Raw genomic sequence first — 17,784 nt, 5'->3', positions numbered from 1 at the left:
TTGTCATTTTCGGGCGTTACAGGCATTTCAATTCGAGAGGAAAGTGAAAGACAATGACGTCAAGAATTGTGGTCAAAATCGGCAGCAGCTCACTCACAGGTCCCGAAGGCGGCCTTAATCGTGAGGCGGTCGCCTTCTTCGCCGCCGAGATTGCAGCGCTCCGCAAGGACGGCTGTGAAGTGCTGCTGGTCACCTCCGGGGCGGTCGCAGCCGGCTTCCGGGGCATCGGCTATGCTTCCCGCCCAAGGCTGCTGCATGAGAAGCAGGCGGCGGCGGCGGTAGGACAGGTTATGCTGATGCAGGCTTATCAGGAGGCCTTCGCAGGCCACGGTATACCCACTGCTCAGATTCTCCTGACCCGTACGGACTTCTGCAGCCGCCGGGCCATGAACAACGCCATGATGACGGTTGAAGAATTGCTCCGCCAAGGCGCCGTGCCCGTGTTCAACGAGAACGATACGGTATCGGTGGATGAGCTGAAGTTCGGTGACAACGATACCTTATCGGCGCTGGTTGCCAATCTGCTGAAGGCCTCGCACCTGCTGGTGCTGACCGATATGGACGGCGTCTACAGCGGCGATCCCCGCAAGCACCCGGATGCTGTGCGGTATGAGCACATCGAAGAGATTACGCCTGAGATCTACGCTATTGCAGGCGGTGCGGGCTCAAGCGTGGGCACCGGCGGCATGCGCTCCAAGATCGACGCGGCCAAGATCGCCACGCGGGGCGGCGTGCCGGTCTTCGTGGGCCAGGTTAAGGAGCCCGGGGATTTATCGCAGGCCGCAGCCGGGACGGGCAAGGGCACTTATTTTGCCACCACACTCTCCTCTCTGCCGGTCAAAAAACAATGGCTGGGCTTCATGTCTACCCCGCTCGGATCACTGTATGTCGATGACGGTGCTGTTGAAGCGCTGCTCCACGGGGGCCATAGCCTGCTGCCAGTCGGGGTTAGACGTATTGAGGGAAGCTTCCATTCAGGGGATGTCGTCGAAGTGCTCGGCCCGGATGCGAAGCTGCTTGGGCGGGGCATCGTCAATTATGATGACAGCCAGCTCCGCAGCATTCAGGGTCTTCCGAGCCGCGAGATTGTGCCCAAGCTCGGTGAAGTGCACCGGCTGGAGGTTATCCACCGGGACGAATGGATCACACTGCGTTAATCTTGCACAACCTATTGTATATCCATATGCCAACATCATTTTTTGAGGAGGAATTGCCATGAGTGAAGTGGTTAACAAGACAACGCTGGCCAAAGCAACGACAGGGGTACTCGCAAGCCTGACTACCGCCCAGAAGAATGAAGCCCTGCTGGTGATGGCTGCCGCCCTGCGTGCCCAAGCTGATTACATTATTGCCGCCAACGCCGAAGACCTGGAACGCGGCCGGTTGAACGGCACACCGGAGTCGATGCTCGACCGGCTGGCCTTGGATGCGGGACGGATTGACAGTATAGCCGAAGGCTTGCAGCAGATTGCTGTTCTGCCTGATCCGGTTGGAGACAATCTGGAGACGATCGAACGGCCAAACGGCCTGCACATTGAGAAGGTACGGGTTCCGCTTGGGGTCATCGGCATTATCTATGAAGCACGCCCCAACGTCACCGTTGACGCTGCCGGACTATGCCTTAAGACCGGCAATGCCGTGGTGCTGCGCGGCGGCTCCTCCGCCCTATCCTCCAACCGTGCCATCGCCGAGGTGCTGCACCGCGCACTTGCAGGTACCTCCCTTCCGCCGGATGCCTTGCAGCTGATCGAAGATCCTAACCGTTCCTCCGTGGATGAAATGCTGAAGCTGAACGGACTGCTGGATGTTATCATCCCGCGCGGAGGGAGCTCTCTGATTCAGAATGTGGTTCTGAATGCCACCGTACCGGTTATTGAAACAGGAGCAGGCATATGCCATACTTATCTGGATGCAAGTGCCAATCCGGAAATGGCCCGGCGTATTAGCGTGAATGCGAAGGCCCAGCGGCCTTCGGTCTGCAATTCAATGGAGACACTGCTGGTTCACCGTACTTACGCCGAAGAACATCTCGCCGCACTTGCCGAAGCCTTCCGCGAGGCCCGTGTGGAGCTGCGCGGCTGCCAGGATACCGTTGCTCTTATCCCTTGGGCTGTGCCTGCCACACCAGAGGACTTCGCTACAGAATACAACGATTATATTCTAAATATTCGTATCGTGGACACGCTGGAAGAGGCTCTCGGACATATCGCGGAATTCGGCACCAAGCATTCCGAATGTATTGTAACTGAAGACGCGGCGAATGCTGCACGCTTCCTGCAGGAGATTGACGCTGCAGCGGTATATCACAATGCATCTACCCGGTTCACGGACGGCTTTGAGTTCGGCTTCGGCGCCGAGATCGGCATCAGCACCCAGAAGCTCCATGCCCGCGGGCCAATGGGACTGCCTGCACTCACTTCAAGCAAATATATGATTCACGGCTCCGGCCAAATCAGGGGTTAACTCACTCAACTTATAGGGGGACTGCCAGCCATGTGCCAGCAACCAGCAATTCCGCTCATCAATCATAATATCGTTTTTTACGGCGCAGGCTCGATGGCTGAGGCCATTGTACGGGGATTGATTGCCCGGAATGTAGTGGAATCGGACCGGATTATTATGCTGAACCGCAGCAGCAGTGAGCGCCTGGCTGAGCTCCGCAGCCGTTATGGCGTGCTTGGCTATAATGCTCCCGAGTCCAAGCTCGAGGCTCTGCGCACTGCGCCGGTCATCGTTCTAGCCATGAAGCCCAAAGACGCTGCCGAAGCGCTCCGTTCACTGGGACCGCTATTGTCGCCGGATCAGCTCGTCATCTCCGTCATTGCCGGGCTGACCATCCGTACGATGCAAGGCTTACTGGGTAATCCGCAGCCTGTGGTCCGCACCATGCCGAACACCTCCAGCTCCATCGGCCTTGGTGCTACCGGGATTGCCTTCTCCAAGGAGGTTGGCGAAGACAGCCGCCGTACAGCGCTTAATATCTTCGAAGCGGTCGGCCTGACGGCGGTTATTGACGAAGAACGGATGGAGACCTTAACCGGCATCTCCGGCAGCGGACCGGCTTACATCTATTACATGATGGAAGCGATGATCGCTGCCGGTATCCGCGGAGGGCTGCCGCTTGAGCAGAGCCGTGAGCTGACGGTCCAAACCGTGCTTGGCGCAGCCCGGATGGTGCAGCAGACCGGTGAAGAGCCTGCCGCCCTGCGCAAAAAGGTCACCTCGCCGAATGGATCTACCCAGGCGGCCATTGAAGTACTGGAGCGCGGCGATTTCTTCGAGACCGTCATTTCCGCCGTCAATCGGTGTGCGGAACGTTCCCGGGAGATGGGCTCGGCTCTGGAGCAGGAGCTGCACTAATTATTCGGCCTAGTTATTGATTTTCTTACCACTACTTCTTACTACAACATAACAGCCCGCAGTTCCTTCCATGTGAAGGGACTGCGGGCTGTGTGCTGGTTGTGAGGCATAATTCCGCCATCGCTTCGACTGGCTTCGACCGAAATCTAGTGCATTTATACCCCTCATTTTGCTCGTTATGCCACTTTTGCTCAAATCAAGTGCATTTATACCCCTCATTTTGCTCGTTATGCCACTTTTGCTCAAATCAAGTGCATTTATACCCCTCATTTTGCTCGTTATGCCACTTTTGCTGATTTCAGAGGCACTTCTGCCCCTCAGCCCCATTCCCGGCCCACGTTCAGCCCACTCACAACCAGGAAATGAAAAAAAATGCCCCTTAAGCCACATACATGACTTAAGGGACACCTTAACCGGCCGGGCCTTGCCCTGGACCGGCATATATCTATTTCGCTCCGCTCATCTGCCGCCGCCCCGGAATTTCTGGGAATAGGCTTTGACATCCTGGGCATTCTTCACCCGGTTGCGGGCCCATTCCAGCAGGATGCGGTCTATATAGCGGAAATGAACTTTTCCGGCGAAGACAGATTCCTTCAACGCCAGAAGAATCAGCTCCTCGGGATAGCGGTCTTCATCCACCCAGCCGGAAATGGATTCACATTCCATGGGGGACAGCGGACGCCCGAATTCCTTCTCGAAGATGCTGAATAGGCTGCGCCCGTCTTCTGACTCCTTGTCACCCGGCACAGCCGGGCGGCCATAGCCGCCATCCGGTGCGGTAGCCCCGGAGTAATGAGCCACTGCCCGGGCCCCTGGCTCCCGCCCGCTCTGGCTGGGCTTCTCCTGAGCATTCTCCCGGGAGAGTTCCGCCAGATAAGCACCCAGCTTCGCGTATAAGCCGGAGAAGTTATAGCGCTCATAATGGATGTCCCTCAGCTCGTCGTTATCTCCGTCGATGCTGATGAACCCCTCCTTCATGAGCTTCTGCAGCTCTCCGGCAATCACCGGAATACTGCGCCCGGTTACTGCCTGCAGCTCCTCCAGGGAAGGGAAATCAATCCCCTCTACCTGTCTGAAGGAGAGCAGGTGAATCAGCAGCATGGATTCACTGCCGGTCAGATTCAGCTTCCGGTAATATTTCAGGAGTGCATAAGGAATGACGGCCATTCCGTTCTCCAGGCCGAAGGCTACGCCCTCGCCCCAGGTATTCCAACCTTTTCCGTCCATACTTAAGCCCCCTTTCCCTATTCTTTAAGGGTAAAGACGGTACAGTGTACGAGGGAAGGCAATGGTCTCACGGACATGGTCCAGACCGCAGATCCAGGCTACTGTACGCTCCAGCCCCAGACCGAAGCCGGAGTGTGGAACCGTGCCGTAGGTGCGCAGATCCATGTACCATTTGTAGGTGTCCATCGACAGGTTATGTTCCTTGAAGCGGGCTTCCAGCAGCGCCGGATCATCAATACGCTGTGATCCGCCGATGATCTCCCCGTAGCCTTCAGGAGCGATCATATCCGCACACAGCACCACTTCCGGACGATCAGGATGCGGCTTCATATAGAAAGCCTTGAAGGAAGCCGGATAGTGGGTAATGAAGACCGGTCTGTCGCTCATCTCGGCAATCGCCGTCTCATGAGGAGCCCCGAAATCATCACCCCAGGCAATTTCATAGCCCTTTTCATTCAGGAACTTAATCGCATCGTCATAGCTGATACGCGGGAATGGTGCTTTGATGTTCTCAAGCTTCGAGACATCGCGGCCCACCGCTTCCAGCTCAGCGCGGCAATTCGTAAGCACGGACTGCACGACAAAGCTGATGAAATCCTCCTGCACACACAGGCTCTCTTCATGATCGGTGAAAGCCATTTCCGGCTCAATCATCCAGAACTCAATCAAGTGGCGGCGGGTCTTGGATTTCTCTGCACGGAAGGTAGGCCCGAACGAATAGACGCGACCCAGCGCCATGGCTGCGGCTTCCATATACAGCTGTCCGCTTTGGGTAAGATACGCATCCTCTTCGAAGTACTTGGTGTGGAACAGGTTGGTCGTGCCTTCTGCTGACGTTGGTGTCAGAATCGGCGGGTCCACCTTCGTGAAGCCGCGCTCATTGAAGAACTGCTGAACTGCGCGGATAATCTCCGCACGAATCACCATTACCGCCCGCTGCTTGGAGGAACGCAGCCAGAGATGACGGTGATCCATCAGGAAATCGACGCCATGCTCCTTAGGTGTGATTGGATAATTCTCGGTAAGATGCAGAACTTCAATGCCCGTAACCGTCAGCTCGTAACCTGACTGGCTGCGGGGCTCCTCACGGATGATTCCGGTCACATACAGCGAGCTTTCCTGGGTGAGGCTCTTGGCATCATCCCAGACCTGCTCAGGGACTTCTGATTTCACCACAACCCCCTGGATATAACCGGTACCGTCGCGAAGCTGCAGGAACTGAATTTTACCGCTGGAGCGCTTGTTGTTCACCCAGCATCCGATGACAACAGTCTCTCCGACATGCTCATTCACGTTCTTGATTACACTCTTGTTAGCCATGCCTGTAATCTCTCCTCTAATTTAGCCGTTAATTCCCTGCACAATACGATAGGTATCGCGTGCAATCACCAGCTCTTCGTTCGTCGGAACCACAAGTACCTGTACCTTGGAGCTTGCAGTAGAGATACGGCGCGGATCGCCCGAACGAACCTTGTTGGCTTCGGCGTCCAGCTCAATACCCAGGTAGGACAGGTTGCGCAGGACCTTCTCGCGAAGCAAGGACGCATTCTCCCCTACACCAGCAGTGAAGACGATAACGTCTGCACCGTTAAGTGCTGCGGTGTAAGCCCCGATGTATTTGCGAAGACGGTATTCGTACATTTCGAAGGCCAGCGAAGCATTCGGCTCGCCCTTCTCGTATCCTTCGATAATTTCCCGCATGTCGCTGCTGATCCCGGAGATCGCCAGCATACCGCTGTGCTTATTAAGCATAGAGTTGACTTCACCATGAGTCAATTCTTCCTTGTTCATTACGTAAGGAACAATAGCAGGGTCGATGTCACCGCTGCGTGTACCCATCATCAGACCTTCAAGCGGAGTCATCCCCATAGAAGTATCTACAGAGATACCGCCGTCTATAGCCGTGAGGCTGGCACCGTTACCGATGTGGCAGGTAATGATCTTCAGCTCTTCCAGCGGACGTCCGACAAACTCAGCCGCAGCCTTGCTTACATAATCATGGGAAGTCCCATGGAAGCCGTAACGGCGGATCTTGTATTTGCTGTACAGTACTCTTGGAATAGCGTACAAATATGCTTTCTCAGGCATGGTGGAGTGGAAGGCTGTGTCGAAAATAACGGTCTGCGGCACACCCGGCATATTGCTCTCGGCAGCCAGAATACCAAGCAGCGCGGCAGGGTTATGCAGCGGAGCCAGGTCGAACAGACGGCGGATTTCGGACTTGGCTTCCGTAGTAACAAGTGCGGATTCCTTAAAGCTCTCTCCTCCGTGTACTACGCGGTGGCCTACAGCATTAATCTCGTTAATGGATGCAATGACGCCGTGTTCCTTGTCAGTCAGATTCGCCAGAACCTTGCGGATCGCTGTAGTGTGCTCCAGAATTTCGCTAACCTCGGTAACTTCCTGTTTGCCGGTTGGTTTGTGGGTCAGAATGGAGGAATCCATACCGATTCGCTCAACCAGACCTTTGGCAAGTACGGATTCATCCGTCATGTCATAGAGCTGATATTTCAGAGAAGAACTGCCTGCGTTAATTACTAATACTTTCATACCCGGTCACCATCCTTGTCATACTTGAAGAAGCCTTCGCCCGACTTCGCACCCAGTTGTCCAGCACGCACCATCTTCTTAAGAATGGTCGAAGGACGGTACTTGAGCTCGCCGTATTCACGGAACATGTTCTCCAGTGCGGCAAGAACGGAATCCAGACCGAAGCGGTCTGCCATTTCAAGCGGCCCGTTCTGGAACTGGTAGCCGATGCGCATAGCGTCATCAATATCTTCAGGAGAGGCAACCCCTTCCTGGAGCACATGCATAGCCTCGTTAATGAACAGGCAAATGAGGCGTGAAGATACAAATCCGGGGGATTCGTAGATCATAACGCCTTTTTTCTCAACAATCTCATCGACAAAGGCTTTGGTATCTTCAAATGTGCTGTCCGAGGTTTTCAGACCGCGCACGATTTCAACCAGATCCACCTTACCTACAGGGTGTATGAAGTGCATGCCGATAACGCGTTCCGGATACATTGTAGAGCTTGCAAGCTCAGTCAAGCTAAGCGTTGACGTATTGCTGGCAAGAATAATGTGGCTCGGACACACCTGATCGAGCTGATTGAATACCTTTTGCTTGGCTTCCAGATCTTCAACGATGGTCTCAATGACCATATCGCAGGAGCTCAGTTCAGCGAAGTGTGTAACCTTCTGGATACGGCCCAGGATCAGCTTCTTCTCCGCCTGGGTAATCGCCCATTTCTCCAGCTGCTTGTCGAGACTGGTCTCGATCATTTCGTAGGAGTAGTTCAGCCGTTCTGCAGTTTTCTCCACCAGCATGACATCCAGGCCCTTGGCTGCCAGCATTTCGGCAATCCCTTGTCCCATTGTGCCTCCGCCGATGACACCGATCTTCTTAAAATTCATGTAAAAGTCTCCATCCTTTCAGGTATCTATACTTCTGTATTGTACCTTGTCTGTCGAAAAAAATAAGTAGCCCGACATATAATGATATCTTAGCATGTCTGAAAAGTAAAAAAAAATAACCGGCATAAAGAATTATGCCGGTAAAAGGACACTGTCACGAAATTGACAACGAAATTGCTCTCCGGAGAGAACTTCTTCCTTCATTAAAATGTCAAGAGAGTAATCAAATATATTTCTCTGCTGCTCCAGCAGGTCATTCGTGCGGATCATAAGCTCATCCAGTATCTTACTGTTTTCCTTCATTAATTCTTCAGTGGTAACCATTTGCAGATTCGCAATGCCCAGCGAGGTGAGCCCTGACTTCATCATCGTCTCAACGATATTCAGCGCCTGATCGAAGTCTCCACGGGAACCGGTACTGCGTCCGCCGTAATACATCTCTTCGGCAGCCGCTCCGCCAAGGGCAATCATAATCTGGTTCTCCAGGTAATCCTTCGTATAGAGATACTGCTCGGTCTGCGGATTATGCCGGACATACCCTAGAGCCTGACCGCGCGGGGTAAGTGTTACCTGGCTAACGCTTCCGGGGCGCAGCAGCTCAGCCATAATAGCATGTCCAAGCTCATGAATCGCTACCCGCTTCTTCTCTTCATGGTTGGTCTCACGGTCGGTCTTCTCACCCATCATCACCTTGTCGATCGCCATCGACAGATGACGCTGCTCTACCAGGGTCAGATTCTCGCGCATCATGTAGATCGCGGCTTCGTTCATCACGCTCTCCAGCTGCGCACCCGAGAAGCCGTAAGCTTCTTCGGCGATTTTATCCAGATCCACGGTGTCATGCAGCGGCTTGTTCTTGGCATGCAGGTCGAGAATCGACTTGCGGCCCTTCTTATCAGGCATATCCACCTGAATATGGCGGTCAAAACGCCCCGGGCGCAGCAGCGCAGAATCCAGCATCTCCTTGCGGTTCGTTGCGGCTACCAGCAGGATGCGCGGGGTATCATTGTTATAAATCCCGTCCATCTCCGTCAGCAGCTGATTGAGGGTCTGATCATACTCACGCTGTTGTCCGCCTTCGCGCTTCCCGCCGATGACGTCGATTTCATCAATGAAAATAATGGCACTTTGCTTATTCTCCTTGAGTGCGCGTGTGCGGGCATCCTTGAACAAATCGCGTACGCGTCCCGCACCCACACCGACATACATCTCAACGAATTCACTGCCCGAGGCAGCTACAAACACGGAGCCCGTATAATGCGCCGCAGCCTTAGCCATCAGCGTCTTTCCTGTTCCCGGAGGACCTGTAAGCAGAATTCCCTTGAGCGGGCGAATCCCGAACTTGCTGATTTCTTCGTGCCGGATTAGGAAGTCCAGCGCTTCACGCAGCTCCTGCTTGGCATTGTCCTGTCCGCCGATCTCTTCAAAGGTCAGCTTGGAGGGGCCGTTCTTCTTGCGCTTCTTATCTGCACCTGCATTAACCGTCAGACCGCCACGGGCATGGGCAATGAACAGGAGCGCGGCAACCATACCCAGCGCTATGATTACAGGGAAGATATTAATCCCCACAAAAGCCATAAAAATCAGCATGACCGGAACGAATCCGGCTACAACCTCTTTCCAGTACTTAGGCATTGTTCCACACTCCCATCTTGGCTGCTGCACGCGGCAGAATAATGAATTTGCTCTCTGTGCCGTTGCTCAGGCTTACATATACATTATTATCGTCAATCTCTGTGGCGGCTGTAACCCCGCTGTACTTGCTGTCCTGCTCCTTAAGTCCGTCCAGCTTCGCTGGTATCAATGTATACTTCCGGCTCTCCATCGCTTCTGCTACAGAGAACATCGCTTTATCCCAGTACTCATCCAGCAGCTCGCTCGGCTTCTGCTCCACATCCAGCTTCAGGGTCCGTCCGTCAATAGCAGTGCTGCCTTCTCTTGATACATACTGCACCAGTTCACGTAATTTCGTGCCCGGCTGCAAATCCAGTTTCAAAGTGACCTCATTGCGTTTAATAGTAATATGGGAATCCTTCACTCCCTCGTAGGATGATACCAGCTTCTGCAGCGGCTCCTGCACCGCGAATGTACGGTAAGAATACCAGCCGCCAAACAATAATGCAGCAGACAGCAGAGACGTTAGCAGTACAGGCATGAGACGCAGTTTCAAGAAACGTCCTCCTCTCAAAAATGACCGAGCATAACTCTATAATAAAGACCATCCAGCGTGTCTAGCGCCCTTCCGAGACTGACATGCTCTTAAGCATGTCCTGATACAAGTAGTAGTATATCACAGGTGTATATACGATTTTACATAAAGTTGTGAATATATTTAAAATTTTTGATACTAATTTCTGGATGTTTCATGCACTTATCATTTTTGCCCGGCCCATCTTCAGTTCGGAGTCCGCTTGATTTCAGCCATCATATATTCCGCAAAATCGGTTAATTCGCCCGGTTCATAGCCTTCGGCGTCCCCCGCACCGCTATATTCCTTCAGACACTGTCTAAGCAAACCGTGATAGACTTCAGGCAACTGCTGCAGCCCCCACTCCCCGCCTTCCTTCTTGGAAGAAACATGACCTTCCTGCATATAATAGAGTACCCTGCATAGATTCAGTGTGTAATACACCGGTGATTTCTTAATATTCTGCGGTGCATCATCGATATCCCTGATAATGGAATCCAGATAGTACCTGTTGTCTAGCGGCGCAAAGGCCTCGCGGATCGGCTCCCCGTACAAGATAAACCCGCGATGGTAGACTACTGTAAAATGCGCCGCCAGATCAGCATCCTCAAAGCCGCCGCACAGATAATTCTCATCAGCTCTGTACCGCTCTACATGTGCTTCCGAAAAGTGAAATTCAAAAGGCGTAGGATACACAAAATTGCGCAGGTATGTCTTAAGGACGATAGATAGTTCAATTCCGCGCTTATTCGGCAGACTGTCATGATAAGCTACAATACGCCTGGCAAGTCTATGACTGACCTCTGCGGGCAGCTTGTCATGTACGACGATCAGCAGATCGATATCGCTGGTATCGGGGTGAAAACAGCCCATCGCCAGTGAGCCATGCACGTAAATTCCCGACAGATTCTCCCCCAGCTCCTCCTTGAACAGATCCACCGCCTGATACAAATATGCCAATATTTCCAATTTCATCAACCTCCTTGTTACATTCAACATGCAAGTTATTGATAGCAGATTAGGGATTACTTTTAATATATCAATTGATATATCTCAGAAGTGAAGGGGTACCGATTTCCTTCATCCCTCACCGTCAAAATAATAAAATAACCCCACAAAGTGGGGCTTTAGCGTAGGTGATGACTCAGGTACTTTGCGGGGACCTCAAAACATATAAATTTATCTGTTAAAAAAACGGAAGAACAGATAAACTGTTCCCCCGCATGTATTCTTCCGCTGAGCGCTTAGCTTAACGGTTCGGCAGACTGTACCCCTCACCGATGGCGCTGCCATCCTTGAAGCGGTAGAAGCTGTAATAGAATCGCCCGTCTTTTTTGTAAAATAGCTGCCAGGCATATTCCCCGTTGTATACACCGGGCAGCAGCCGTTCAATCGTAATGTCCGGCAGCTGAGCGGCTATGATTCCGCGCATTTTCTCTTCTGAGGTGCCATTGCTCAGTTCCTCAGCATACAGGTCGTTGTCGCCTCCGGCAGGCTTGCCCTCCAAGGTGAAACGGACCCACACCATCAGATCGGTCCCTGCTTCATTCTTGCCGGTCAGCACCCAGTAGATCTCATTCTCATTCCAGACAGATTTCTGGGCCTTGGTAACCTCTGTTAGTCCGGCACGCGCCCGGGCCAGCTCCTTGGCCTCACTCCGCTCGTTCCACTGGTCCTTCATAATGTAGGCATAGAACTGGCTTAGTCCGAACAGAAGGAGCAGCACCACGGTAATCCCCAGCCAGATCCATCTTCTCCTCTTCTTCTTCACCACGCTGCTTCCTTTCCCGTTCCCCTGAATTACCGTTTAAGCAGGCTCTCGAACGTCTCCTGTGCTTTGCGGCGGATGGCTTCTTCATCAAGTGTCAGGCATTGTCCATGCTTCACAACCTGTCGGCCGTTCACCCATACATGCTCCACATCCTTGGCACTTGCCGAATATACGGCATGGGAGAGCAGATCGGTATGCGGCAGCAGATGCGGCTGGTCAATATCAAGTGCGATGAAGTCGGCCTTCATTCCTGCGGCAAGCCGGCCTACCCCGCTTAGGAAAATAGACTGCGCCCCATACTCCGTAGCCATCAGAAGCGCCTCAGGAGCCGGTACCGCTGTGGGATCACCGCTTACGCCCTTGTGAATCAGAGCCGCCAGCCTCATCTCTTCGAACATATCCAGATTGTTGTTGCTTGCCGCGCCGTCTGTACCCAGGGAGACCTTAATCCCGGCTCTCAGCAGTTCAGGAACACGCGCAACCCCGCTGGCCAGCTTCAGGTTACTGCCGGGGTTATGCGACACGCCAACGTTATGGCGGGCCAGAATCCCGATCTCTTCATCGTTCAGATGAACCCCGTGGGCAATGAGCGAAGGACGGGTGAACATCCCGAGCTTCTCCAGATGTGCGACCGGACGCAGGCCATAGTCGGCCACGTTCTGCTCCACTTCATGGCGCGTCTCGGACATATGGGTGTGCATTGGCAAGTCCAGATCATGGGCAGCCTGCACAAACTTCATGAAAAACTCTGGAGGACAGGTGTACGGGGCGTGCGGTGAGAGCATGGTCGTAATTCTGCCGTCAGCCTTGCCGTGCCAGTTACGGGCAAAAGCAATCGCCTCAGCGAGCTTGGATTGCTGTACCTCTTCCGGGCACAGCCCAATTACGCCGCGCATCAACACCGCACGAATACCGGACTGCTCGGTCACTTCCGCTACCCGGTCCATATGATCATACATATCGAGGAAGGTGGTTGTGCCGCCCTTCAGCATCTCCAGCACGGACAACGAGGTTCCCCAATATACATCATCACCAGTGAATTTCTCTTCCATCGGCCACATCTTCTCCTGCAGCCAAGACTGAAGCACCATATCGTCGCCATATCCGCGCAGCAGTGACATTGCAGTATGACCATGGGTATTGACCAGACCAGGCATGAACAGCAGACGGCTGCCGTCTACGACCTGTGCGCCATCCTCCACTGCCGGCTCAGCTTCACCTATGTAAGTAATCAATTCATTCTCCAGGGTCATGTACCCGCTCAGAACCGGCTTGTCACTGCCCGGAACCAGGAAGTGCCCATTCTTGATTATCGTGATCTTACTGCTCATCTTCAGCCTCATCCTTTCCATCATGCAAATAATAAGCCAAGCTCTGCAGATCTGTGGTGAAATCTGCGGCATGAATCCGGATATTGGCAGGCGTCTTGAGAATAACCGGTGCGAAGTTCAGAATCGCCTCGATACCGGAATCGACAAGAATATCAGCTACGTTCTGGGCTTCGCTGTCGGGCACGGTAATAATCCCGATCCGGATGCCCTGCGAGCGGATTGTACTGCTTAGCTCCTCCATCGGCTGCACAACCAGCGAGTTGATTTGCTGGCCCACCTTCGGCGGGTAGGCATCGAAGATGGCAGTAATCTTCATTGTATCCTTTAAGTAAGCGTTGTAGTTTGACAAGGCATGACCGAGATTACCGGCTCCAACCAGTGCAACATTAATTTGCTGGTCAAGCTTCAGGATATGGCGGATCTTCTCAATCAGATAAGATACATCATAGCCGATGCCTTTTCTGCCAAAATCACCGAAATAAGCCAAATCCTTGCGGATCTGGGCGGGATTCAGATCAAGCTTCTGGCCCAGCTCCTGAGAAGAGACTGTGGAGATTTCACGTTTTTGGAGATCGTTCAGGAAACGCAGGTACACTGGGAGCCTGCGCACGACGGCCTCCGATATTTTATCCGATTTCATGTATTCTCCTCCTTCAAGTTGATGTAACATCACAAATTCGCTTCATGTAATGCCGATTATAGCAACCGTGCCCCGCCGCCTGCCGGAGTGGCAGGGCAGGCGGGAACGGATCTTCAGGTTAATCATGACTTATTAATAATAGCAATAGCAGATGAATTAGGAAACCCCGCCGTCATCCAGCCATTCGGCAATTCTCGGGACCATCTGCTCGGTGAGCATATGCTCCATCTTGGGACCGGGGAGCGAGTACAGGAAGTACTTTCCGTAATGCGATTCGATGACTCTGGTATCGTACACAATTACGATGCCCCGGTCCTGCGCCGTGCGGACCAGCCGCCCGAAGCCCTGCTTGAAGCGGATGACGGCCTGCGGCACGGACAGCTTCATGAACGGATTCTTCTTCTGTGCCTGAAGCAGCTCCGACTTCGCTTCTGCCAGCGGGTGATTCGGCGGCTGGAACGGCAGTCTGACAATCGCCAGGCAGGTCAATGCTTCTCCCGGGATATCCACCCCTTCCCAGAAGCTGCTGGTACCCAGCAAGACCGAAGCCGGGCTATCCTGGAAGCGGCGGATCAGCTTGCTCCGGCTGCCGCCTTCCACGCCTTGTCCCAGCACCGCGATATCCTGTGAGGCAAGTGCCTCCTTCAGCGGTTCATACACCTGGCGCAGCATCTTGTAGGAGGTGAACAGCACCAGCATCCGCCCCCGTGTTGTTACAGCTGTCTCGGCAAGGGAGTGCACGAGGGTGTCCACAAAGCGGGCATCCCCTATACTTCCCTTGACGCTCGGGAAGTCCCGGGGAATGACCAGGAGCGCCTGCTCACGATACTTGAATGGCGATGGAAGCAGTGCAGTCATCAGACGCCGCTGCTCGGCAGCCTCGCCAAGACCCAGGTTATCGATCATGAACTGGAAGGATTTATCCACAGATAAGGTGGCCGAGGTCAGGATAATGCTCTTCTTCTTATCGAAGAACAGCTCCCTGAGCTGGGTGCTGACATCTACGGGAACAGCATACATTTGCAGCGACTTCCCCTTATAATTACCGCTTCCCTCCAGCCAATACACAATATTCTCATCGTTCAGGCTCATGAAGAAGCGGATCTGCTCTCTAATGGATGCCAGATCCTTGAATAACCCGCCGATATCGGTCACAAGGCTGTCTGAGGAGGATTGGCTGTCCGTGTCACGCATCTCACTGAGCATTTTGTCGCCCTTGCGGATGATATCGCTCAGACTGAGGTTCAGTGTATTCTCAAGGGCAGCCAGCTCCTCCCAATCCTTCGGCTTCTTGCCCGGCTGCAGGCGTGCCACCAGTTGGCCTGCTTCACCGGCCCCGGCATCGCTGCGCTCGGGCAGCAGGCTGAAGAGCCGGTCACTAAGCGCATCCCAGGACTCCTTCACCGTCAGCAGATCTGGATAGATCCGGTCGATCACGCCGCTCCATTCGGAAGCCTGCTCACTGCCCGAAGACTGCAGACTCTGGCGGAGGGCAGGCAGCTGCCCGCTCCGGCTATCCTTATAGAGACGGGTGAGGGTATGGGCGAATGTGAAATATTTCATCTGCATGCCAAGATGCTTGCCGGCAATATCCTCCAGATGATGGGCTTCATCAATAACAAGATGGTCGTACGCCGGAAGAAGCTGATGCCCGGCTTTGACATCTGCGAACAGCTTGGAGTGATTGGTGACCACCACATCGGAGATCCCGGCTTCATGCTTGGCCCGGTGGTAATAGCATTTGCGGAACCAGGGACAGGCGCGTCCCAGGCAGGAGTCGGTATCACTGGCTACAGTCTCCCAGAAATCGCCGCCCCGTCCGCTTAAGTTAAGCTCCTCATCATCGCCGGTCGTCGTCTGGGTCAGCCAGACGAGCATTTGCGCAGCGGTGAGCGCTTCTTCCCTTGGACTCGTAAAGTCCTTTTTGTTCATTCTATGTTCGAACTTGCGCAGACACAAATAGTGCCCTCTTCCCTTAAAGATGGAGGCCTTGAACGGGAACGGCACAACGCTGGTTAAGAGCGGGATATCCCGCTCCCGCAGCTGATCCTGAAGGTTAATGGTATGAGTGCTGACCATCACCTTCTGATTACTTTTCACACTATGGTAGATGGCCGGAAGCAGATAACCCAGCGATTTGCCGGTGCCTGTTCCCGCTTCAATCAGCAGATGCTTGTCCTGCTCAAGCGCTGTAATGACCTCATGGATCATCAGCTCCTGGGCTTCCCGGCTCTCATACTGGGGAAGAACAGCCTTCAGCCGCTTGGTTACCTCATCCATATATTCTTCAAAGGTAATATTCTCCAGCGGATTGACGCTTCCTTCCTCCCGTGGCGTAGCCAGCTCTGCCCAGTCCCCCACAGCCAGCGCAAGCTGGCGGTAGAAGCTCAGCTCACCTTCCGGCTGAAAGGTCTCCATCTCCCGCTCCCGCAGCAGACCGTCGAAATACCAGGCCAGATCACTGTCTTCGTCCGCGAACAGCTCATTCAGCCGCTGAATCGTCAAGAGCGGCAGACTCTGCAGCTCTTCCAGACATTTGAGCAGCACAATAGCCGTGGCAAGCGCATCACTGTCCGCCTGATGGGGACGGTCATGCGTAATGCCGAAGTGGCTGCTTACCGCGCCAAGCTGATAGGTGCTCAGCGAGGGAAAGCATATTTTGAGAAAATCGATCGTATCCAGAATCCGCCCCTGAAACGGCAGGTAGCCGCAGCGGTCCAGCGCATTCTGCAAAAAATGAAAATCAAACGCGACATTGTGTCCAACGAGGACGACATCATCCAGCAGCGGCACCAGCTCCATCATCATCTCATCGAGCTCCGGCGCATCCTGTACATCGCTGTCTGTAATTCCGGTCAGGCCCGTAATAAAAGGAGGAATTGGCGCTCCGGGCTTGACATAGGAACCATACACCCGGGAGATCGTCCCGTCTTCTTCTATAATGGCAAGGCCAACCTGAATGATCTCTCCCACAGATTGGGTTCCCGTAGTTTCAAAATCAAGCACGGCAAATTTCATTATAAGTTCTATTCCCTTTCACTTGAGACTCTTTATCAGCATAACAGAAGTTACGAAAAAAGGCGATGCACACCCCGGGAAACGGGGCACATCGCCTAAAGAAACCGAGGATAAATTATAAAAGCGAAACCAGCTGATGGCCAAACTCCAGCTTCCCGCCCCGCCTGCGGCATACCTCCAGATTCACATTCGGCTCCGGCAGATCCGGGTCATGCAGCAGCGACAGGCTGAACAGCTCACTGGCCTCATTGAAGCGTTCCTGGGAAGCCCGGATACAGCCCAGCGCATTATAGATCATCGCCTTCAGCTTTTCCTCACGGATCAGGCCCAGCATGTGATTCAGATGTCCCCAGGCGGTATCGCCTTCTCCCTCCTGCAGATAAGCCATGGCCAGATACAGGCGGGCAGCGAGGCTGTCCGGATACTGTGCCGTAACCTCCCTGAACTGTTCAATGCATTTGCGGTACATCAGCAGCTTGTAATAGCCCTGGCCTCTGACAAAAGCATCCATCCCAAGCTCGGGCGCTTCCTCTTCCGGCAGCTCGTCTGGCGGAGCCTGAAAATCCGCCTGTTCCCGGAACTCGCTCAGCTTCTCGGCGAAGACCAGCCATTCGTCCATTACATTATCACTGATTCGGTGGAGCATATTATACTTGGATAAAAGATCGCTTCGGCGGGCATCCTCCGCAGTAGGATAGTCGGCTTTGATCTCCTGGAGCATCTTGTTCATCTCAGCAAATAAATGTTGAAACACCGGACATCCCACCCTTACTGATAATGAAGTCAGCTTAAGCTTGCCTTACTTCATTATCAGCAAGTACAGGGGTCTT

General features: G+C 53.6%; 15 protein-coding genes. 3 read left to right on the top strand and 12 right to left on the bottom strand.

Going from position 1 to position 17,784, the window contains the following annotated elements:
• Positions 1-53: 53 nt before the first annotated feature.
• From proB to proC, 3 genes are read left to right on the top strand one after another with little or no spacing between them, the layout of a single operon-like run.
• On the top strand, positions 54-1,157 hold the full coding sequence (proB, locus tag MKY96_RS08375; protein ID WP_036727210.1) for a glutamate 5-kinase: 1,104 nt from the start codon (positions 54-56) through the stop codon (positions 1,155-1,157).
• A 58-nt stretch (positions 1,158-1,215) separates the two neighbouring features.
• Entirely contained in the window at positions 1,216-2,463 is a 1,248-nt protein-coding gene (locus MKY96_RS08370; protein ID WP_340939743.1) for a glutamate-5-semialdehyde dehydrogenase, read from the top strand.
• A 30-nt stretch (positions 2,464-2,493) separates the two neighbouring features.
• On the top strand, positions 2,494-3,360 hold the full coding sequence (proC, locus tag MKY96_RS08365; protein ID WP_340939742.1) for a pyrroline-5-carboxylate reductase: 867 nt from the start codon (positions 2,494-2,496) through the stop codon (positions 3,358-3,360).
• A 459-nt stretch (positions 3,361-3,819) separates the two neighbouring features.
• On the opposite strand, the gene MKY96_RS08360 is transcribed toward proC, so the two are convergent.
• The 12 genes from MKY96_RS08360 to MKY96_RS08305 form a co-directional block, all read right to left on the bottom strand.
• Complete coding sequence (locus MKY96_RS08360) at positions 3,820-4,587, bottom strand: DnaD domain protein (protein WP_340939741.1); 768 nt, start codon at positions 4,585-4,587, stop codon at positions 3,820-3,822.
• 24 nt (positions 4,588-4,611) lie between these two features.
• Positions 4,612-5,907 carry an asparagine--tRNA ligase gene (gene asnS / locus MKY96_RS08355; RefSeq protein ID WP_076156680.1) on the bottom strand — a complete coding sequence of 432 codons (1,296 nt, stop codon included), beginning with the start codon at positions 5,905-5,907 and terminating at the stop codon, positions 4,612-4,614.
• 21 nt (positions 5,908-5,928) lie between these two features.
• Positions 5,929-7,137: an acetate/propionate family kinase gene (locus tag MKY96_RS08350; RefSeq protein WP_340939739.1), complete on the bottom strand. Its 1,209-nt coding sequence runs from the start codon at positions 7,135-7,137 to the stop codon at positions 5,929-5,931.
• The gene (locus tag MKY96_RS08345) at positions 7,134-8,006 is read right to left on the bottom strand and encodes a 3-hydroxyacyl-CoA dehydrogenase family protein (RefSeq protein WP_340939738.1); all 873 of its coding nucleotides are present in this window, start codon (positions 8,004-8,006) and stop codon (positions 7,134-7,136) included. The genes MKY96_RS08350 and MKY96_RS08345 overlap by 4 nt, the downstream gene beginning before the upstream one ends.
• Positions 8,007-8,138: 132 nt before the next feature.
• Positions 8,139-9,641 carry an AAA family ATPase gene (locus MKY96_RS08340; RefSeq protein WP_340939736.1) on the bottom strand — a complete coding sequence of 501 codons (1,503 nt, stop codon included), beginning with the start codon at positions 9,639-9,641 and terminating at the stop codon, positions 8,139-8,141.
• Positions 9,634-10,176: a hypothetical protein gene (locus tag MKY96_RS08335; RefSeq protein ID WP_340939735.1), complete on the bottom strand. Its 543-nt coding sequence runs from the start codon at positions 10,174-10,176 to the stop codon at positions 9,634-9,636. Before MKY96_RS08335 ends, MKY96_RS08340 begins: the two co-directional genes overlap by 8 nt.
• Positions 10,177-10,401: 225 nt before the next feature.
• Positions 10,402-11,163, bottom strand: a complete 762-nt coding sequence (locus tag MKY96_RS08330) for an aminoglycoside adenylyltransferase domain-containing protein (protein WP_340939733.1) — start codon at positions 11,161-11,163, stop codon at positions 10,402-10,404.
• Between the two features lie 280 nt (positions 11,164-11,443).
• Positions 11,444-11,965: a cell wall elongation regulator TseB-like domain-containing protein gene (locus tag MKY96_RS08325; protein ID WP_340939731.1), complete on the bottom strand. Its 522-nt coding sequence runs from the start codon at positions 11,963-11,965 to the stop codon at positions 11,444-11,446.
• Between the two features lie 29 nt (positions 11,966-11,994).
• The gene (locus MKY96_RS08320) at positions 11,995-13,296 is read right to left on the bottom strand and encodes an amidohydrolase (RefSeq protein ID WP_340939730.1); all 1,302 of its coding nucleotides are present in this window, start codon (positions 13,294-13,296) and stop codon (positions 11,995-11,997) included.
• Positions 13,286-13,936, bottom strand: a complete 651-nt coding sequence (locus MKY96_RS08315) for a redox-sensing transcriptional repressor Rex (RefSeq protein WP_036698060.1) — start codon at positions 13,934-13,936, stop codon at positions 13,286-13,288. Before MKY96_RS08315 ends, MKY96_RS08320 begins: the two co-directional genes overlap by 11 nt.
• A gap of 156 nt (positions 13,937-14,092) precedes the next feature.
• Positions 14,093-16,954, bottom strand: a complete 2,862-nt coding sequence (gene dinG / locus MKY96_RS08310; protein ID WP_340939728.1) for an ATP-dependent DNA helicase DinG — start codon at positions 16,952-16,954, stop codon at positions 14,093-14,095.
• A 115-nt stretch (positions 16,955-17,069) separates the two neighbouring features.
• Entirely contained in the window at positions 17,070-17,684 is a 615-nt protein-coding gene (locus tag MKY96_RS08305; RefSeq protein ID WP_340939725.1) for a tetratricopeptide repeat protein, read from the bottom strand.
• Positions 17,685-17,784: the final 100 nt, after the last annotated feature.

Origin of the sequence: Paenibacillus sp. FSL R7-0302 (genome assembly GCF_038006885.1) — a bacterium.
Taxonomy (GTDB): domain Bacteria; phylum Bacillota; class Bacilli; order Paenibacillales; family Paenibacillaceae; genus Paenibacillus_AQ.
The sequence above is the reverse complement of the archived record's forward strand: the minus strand, read 5'-3'. Positions and strand labels throughout refer to the sequence as shown.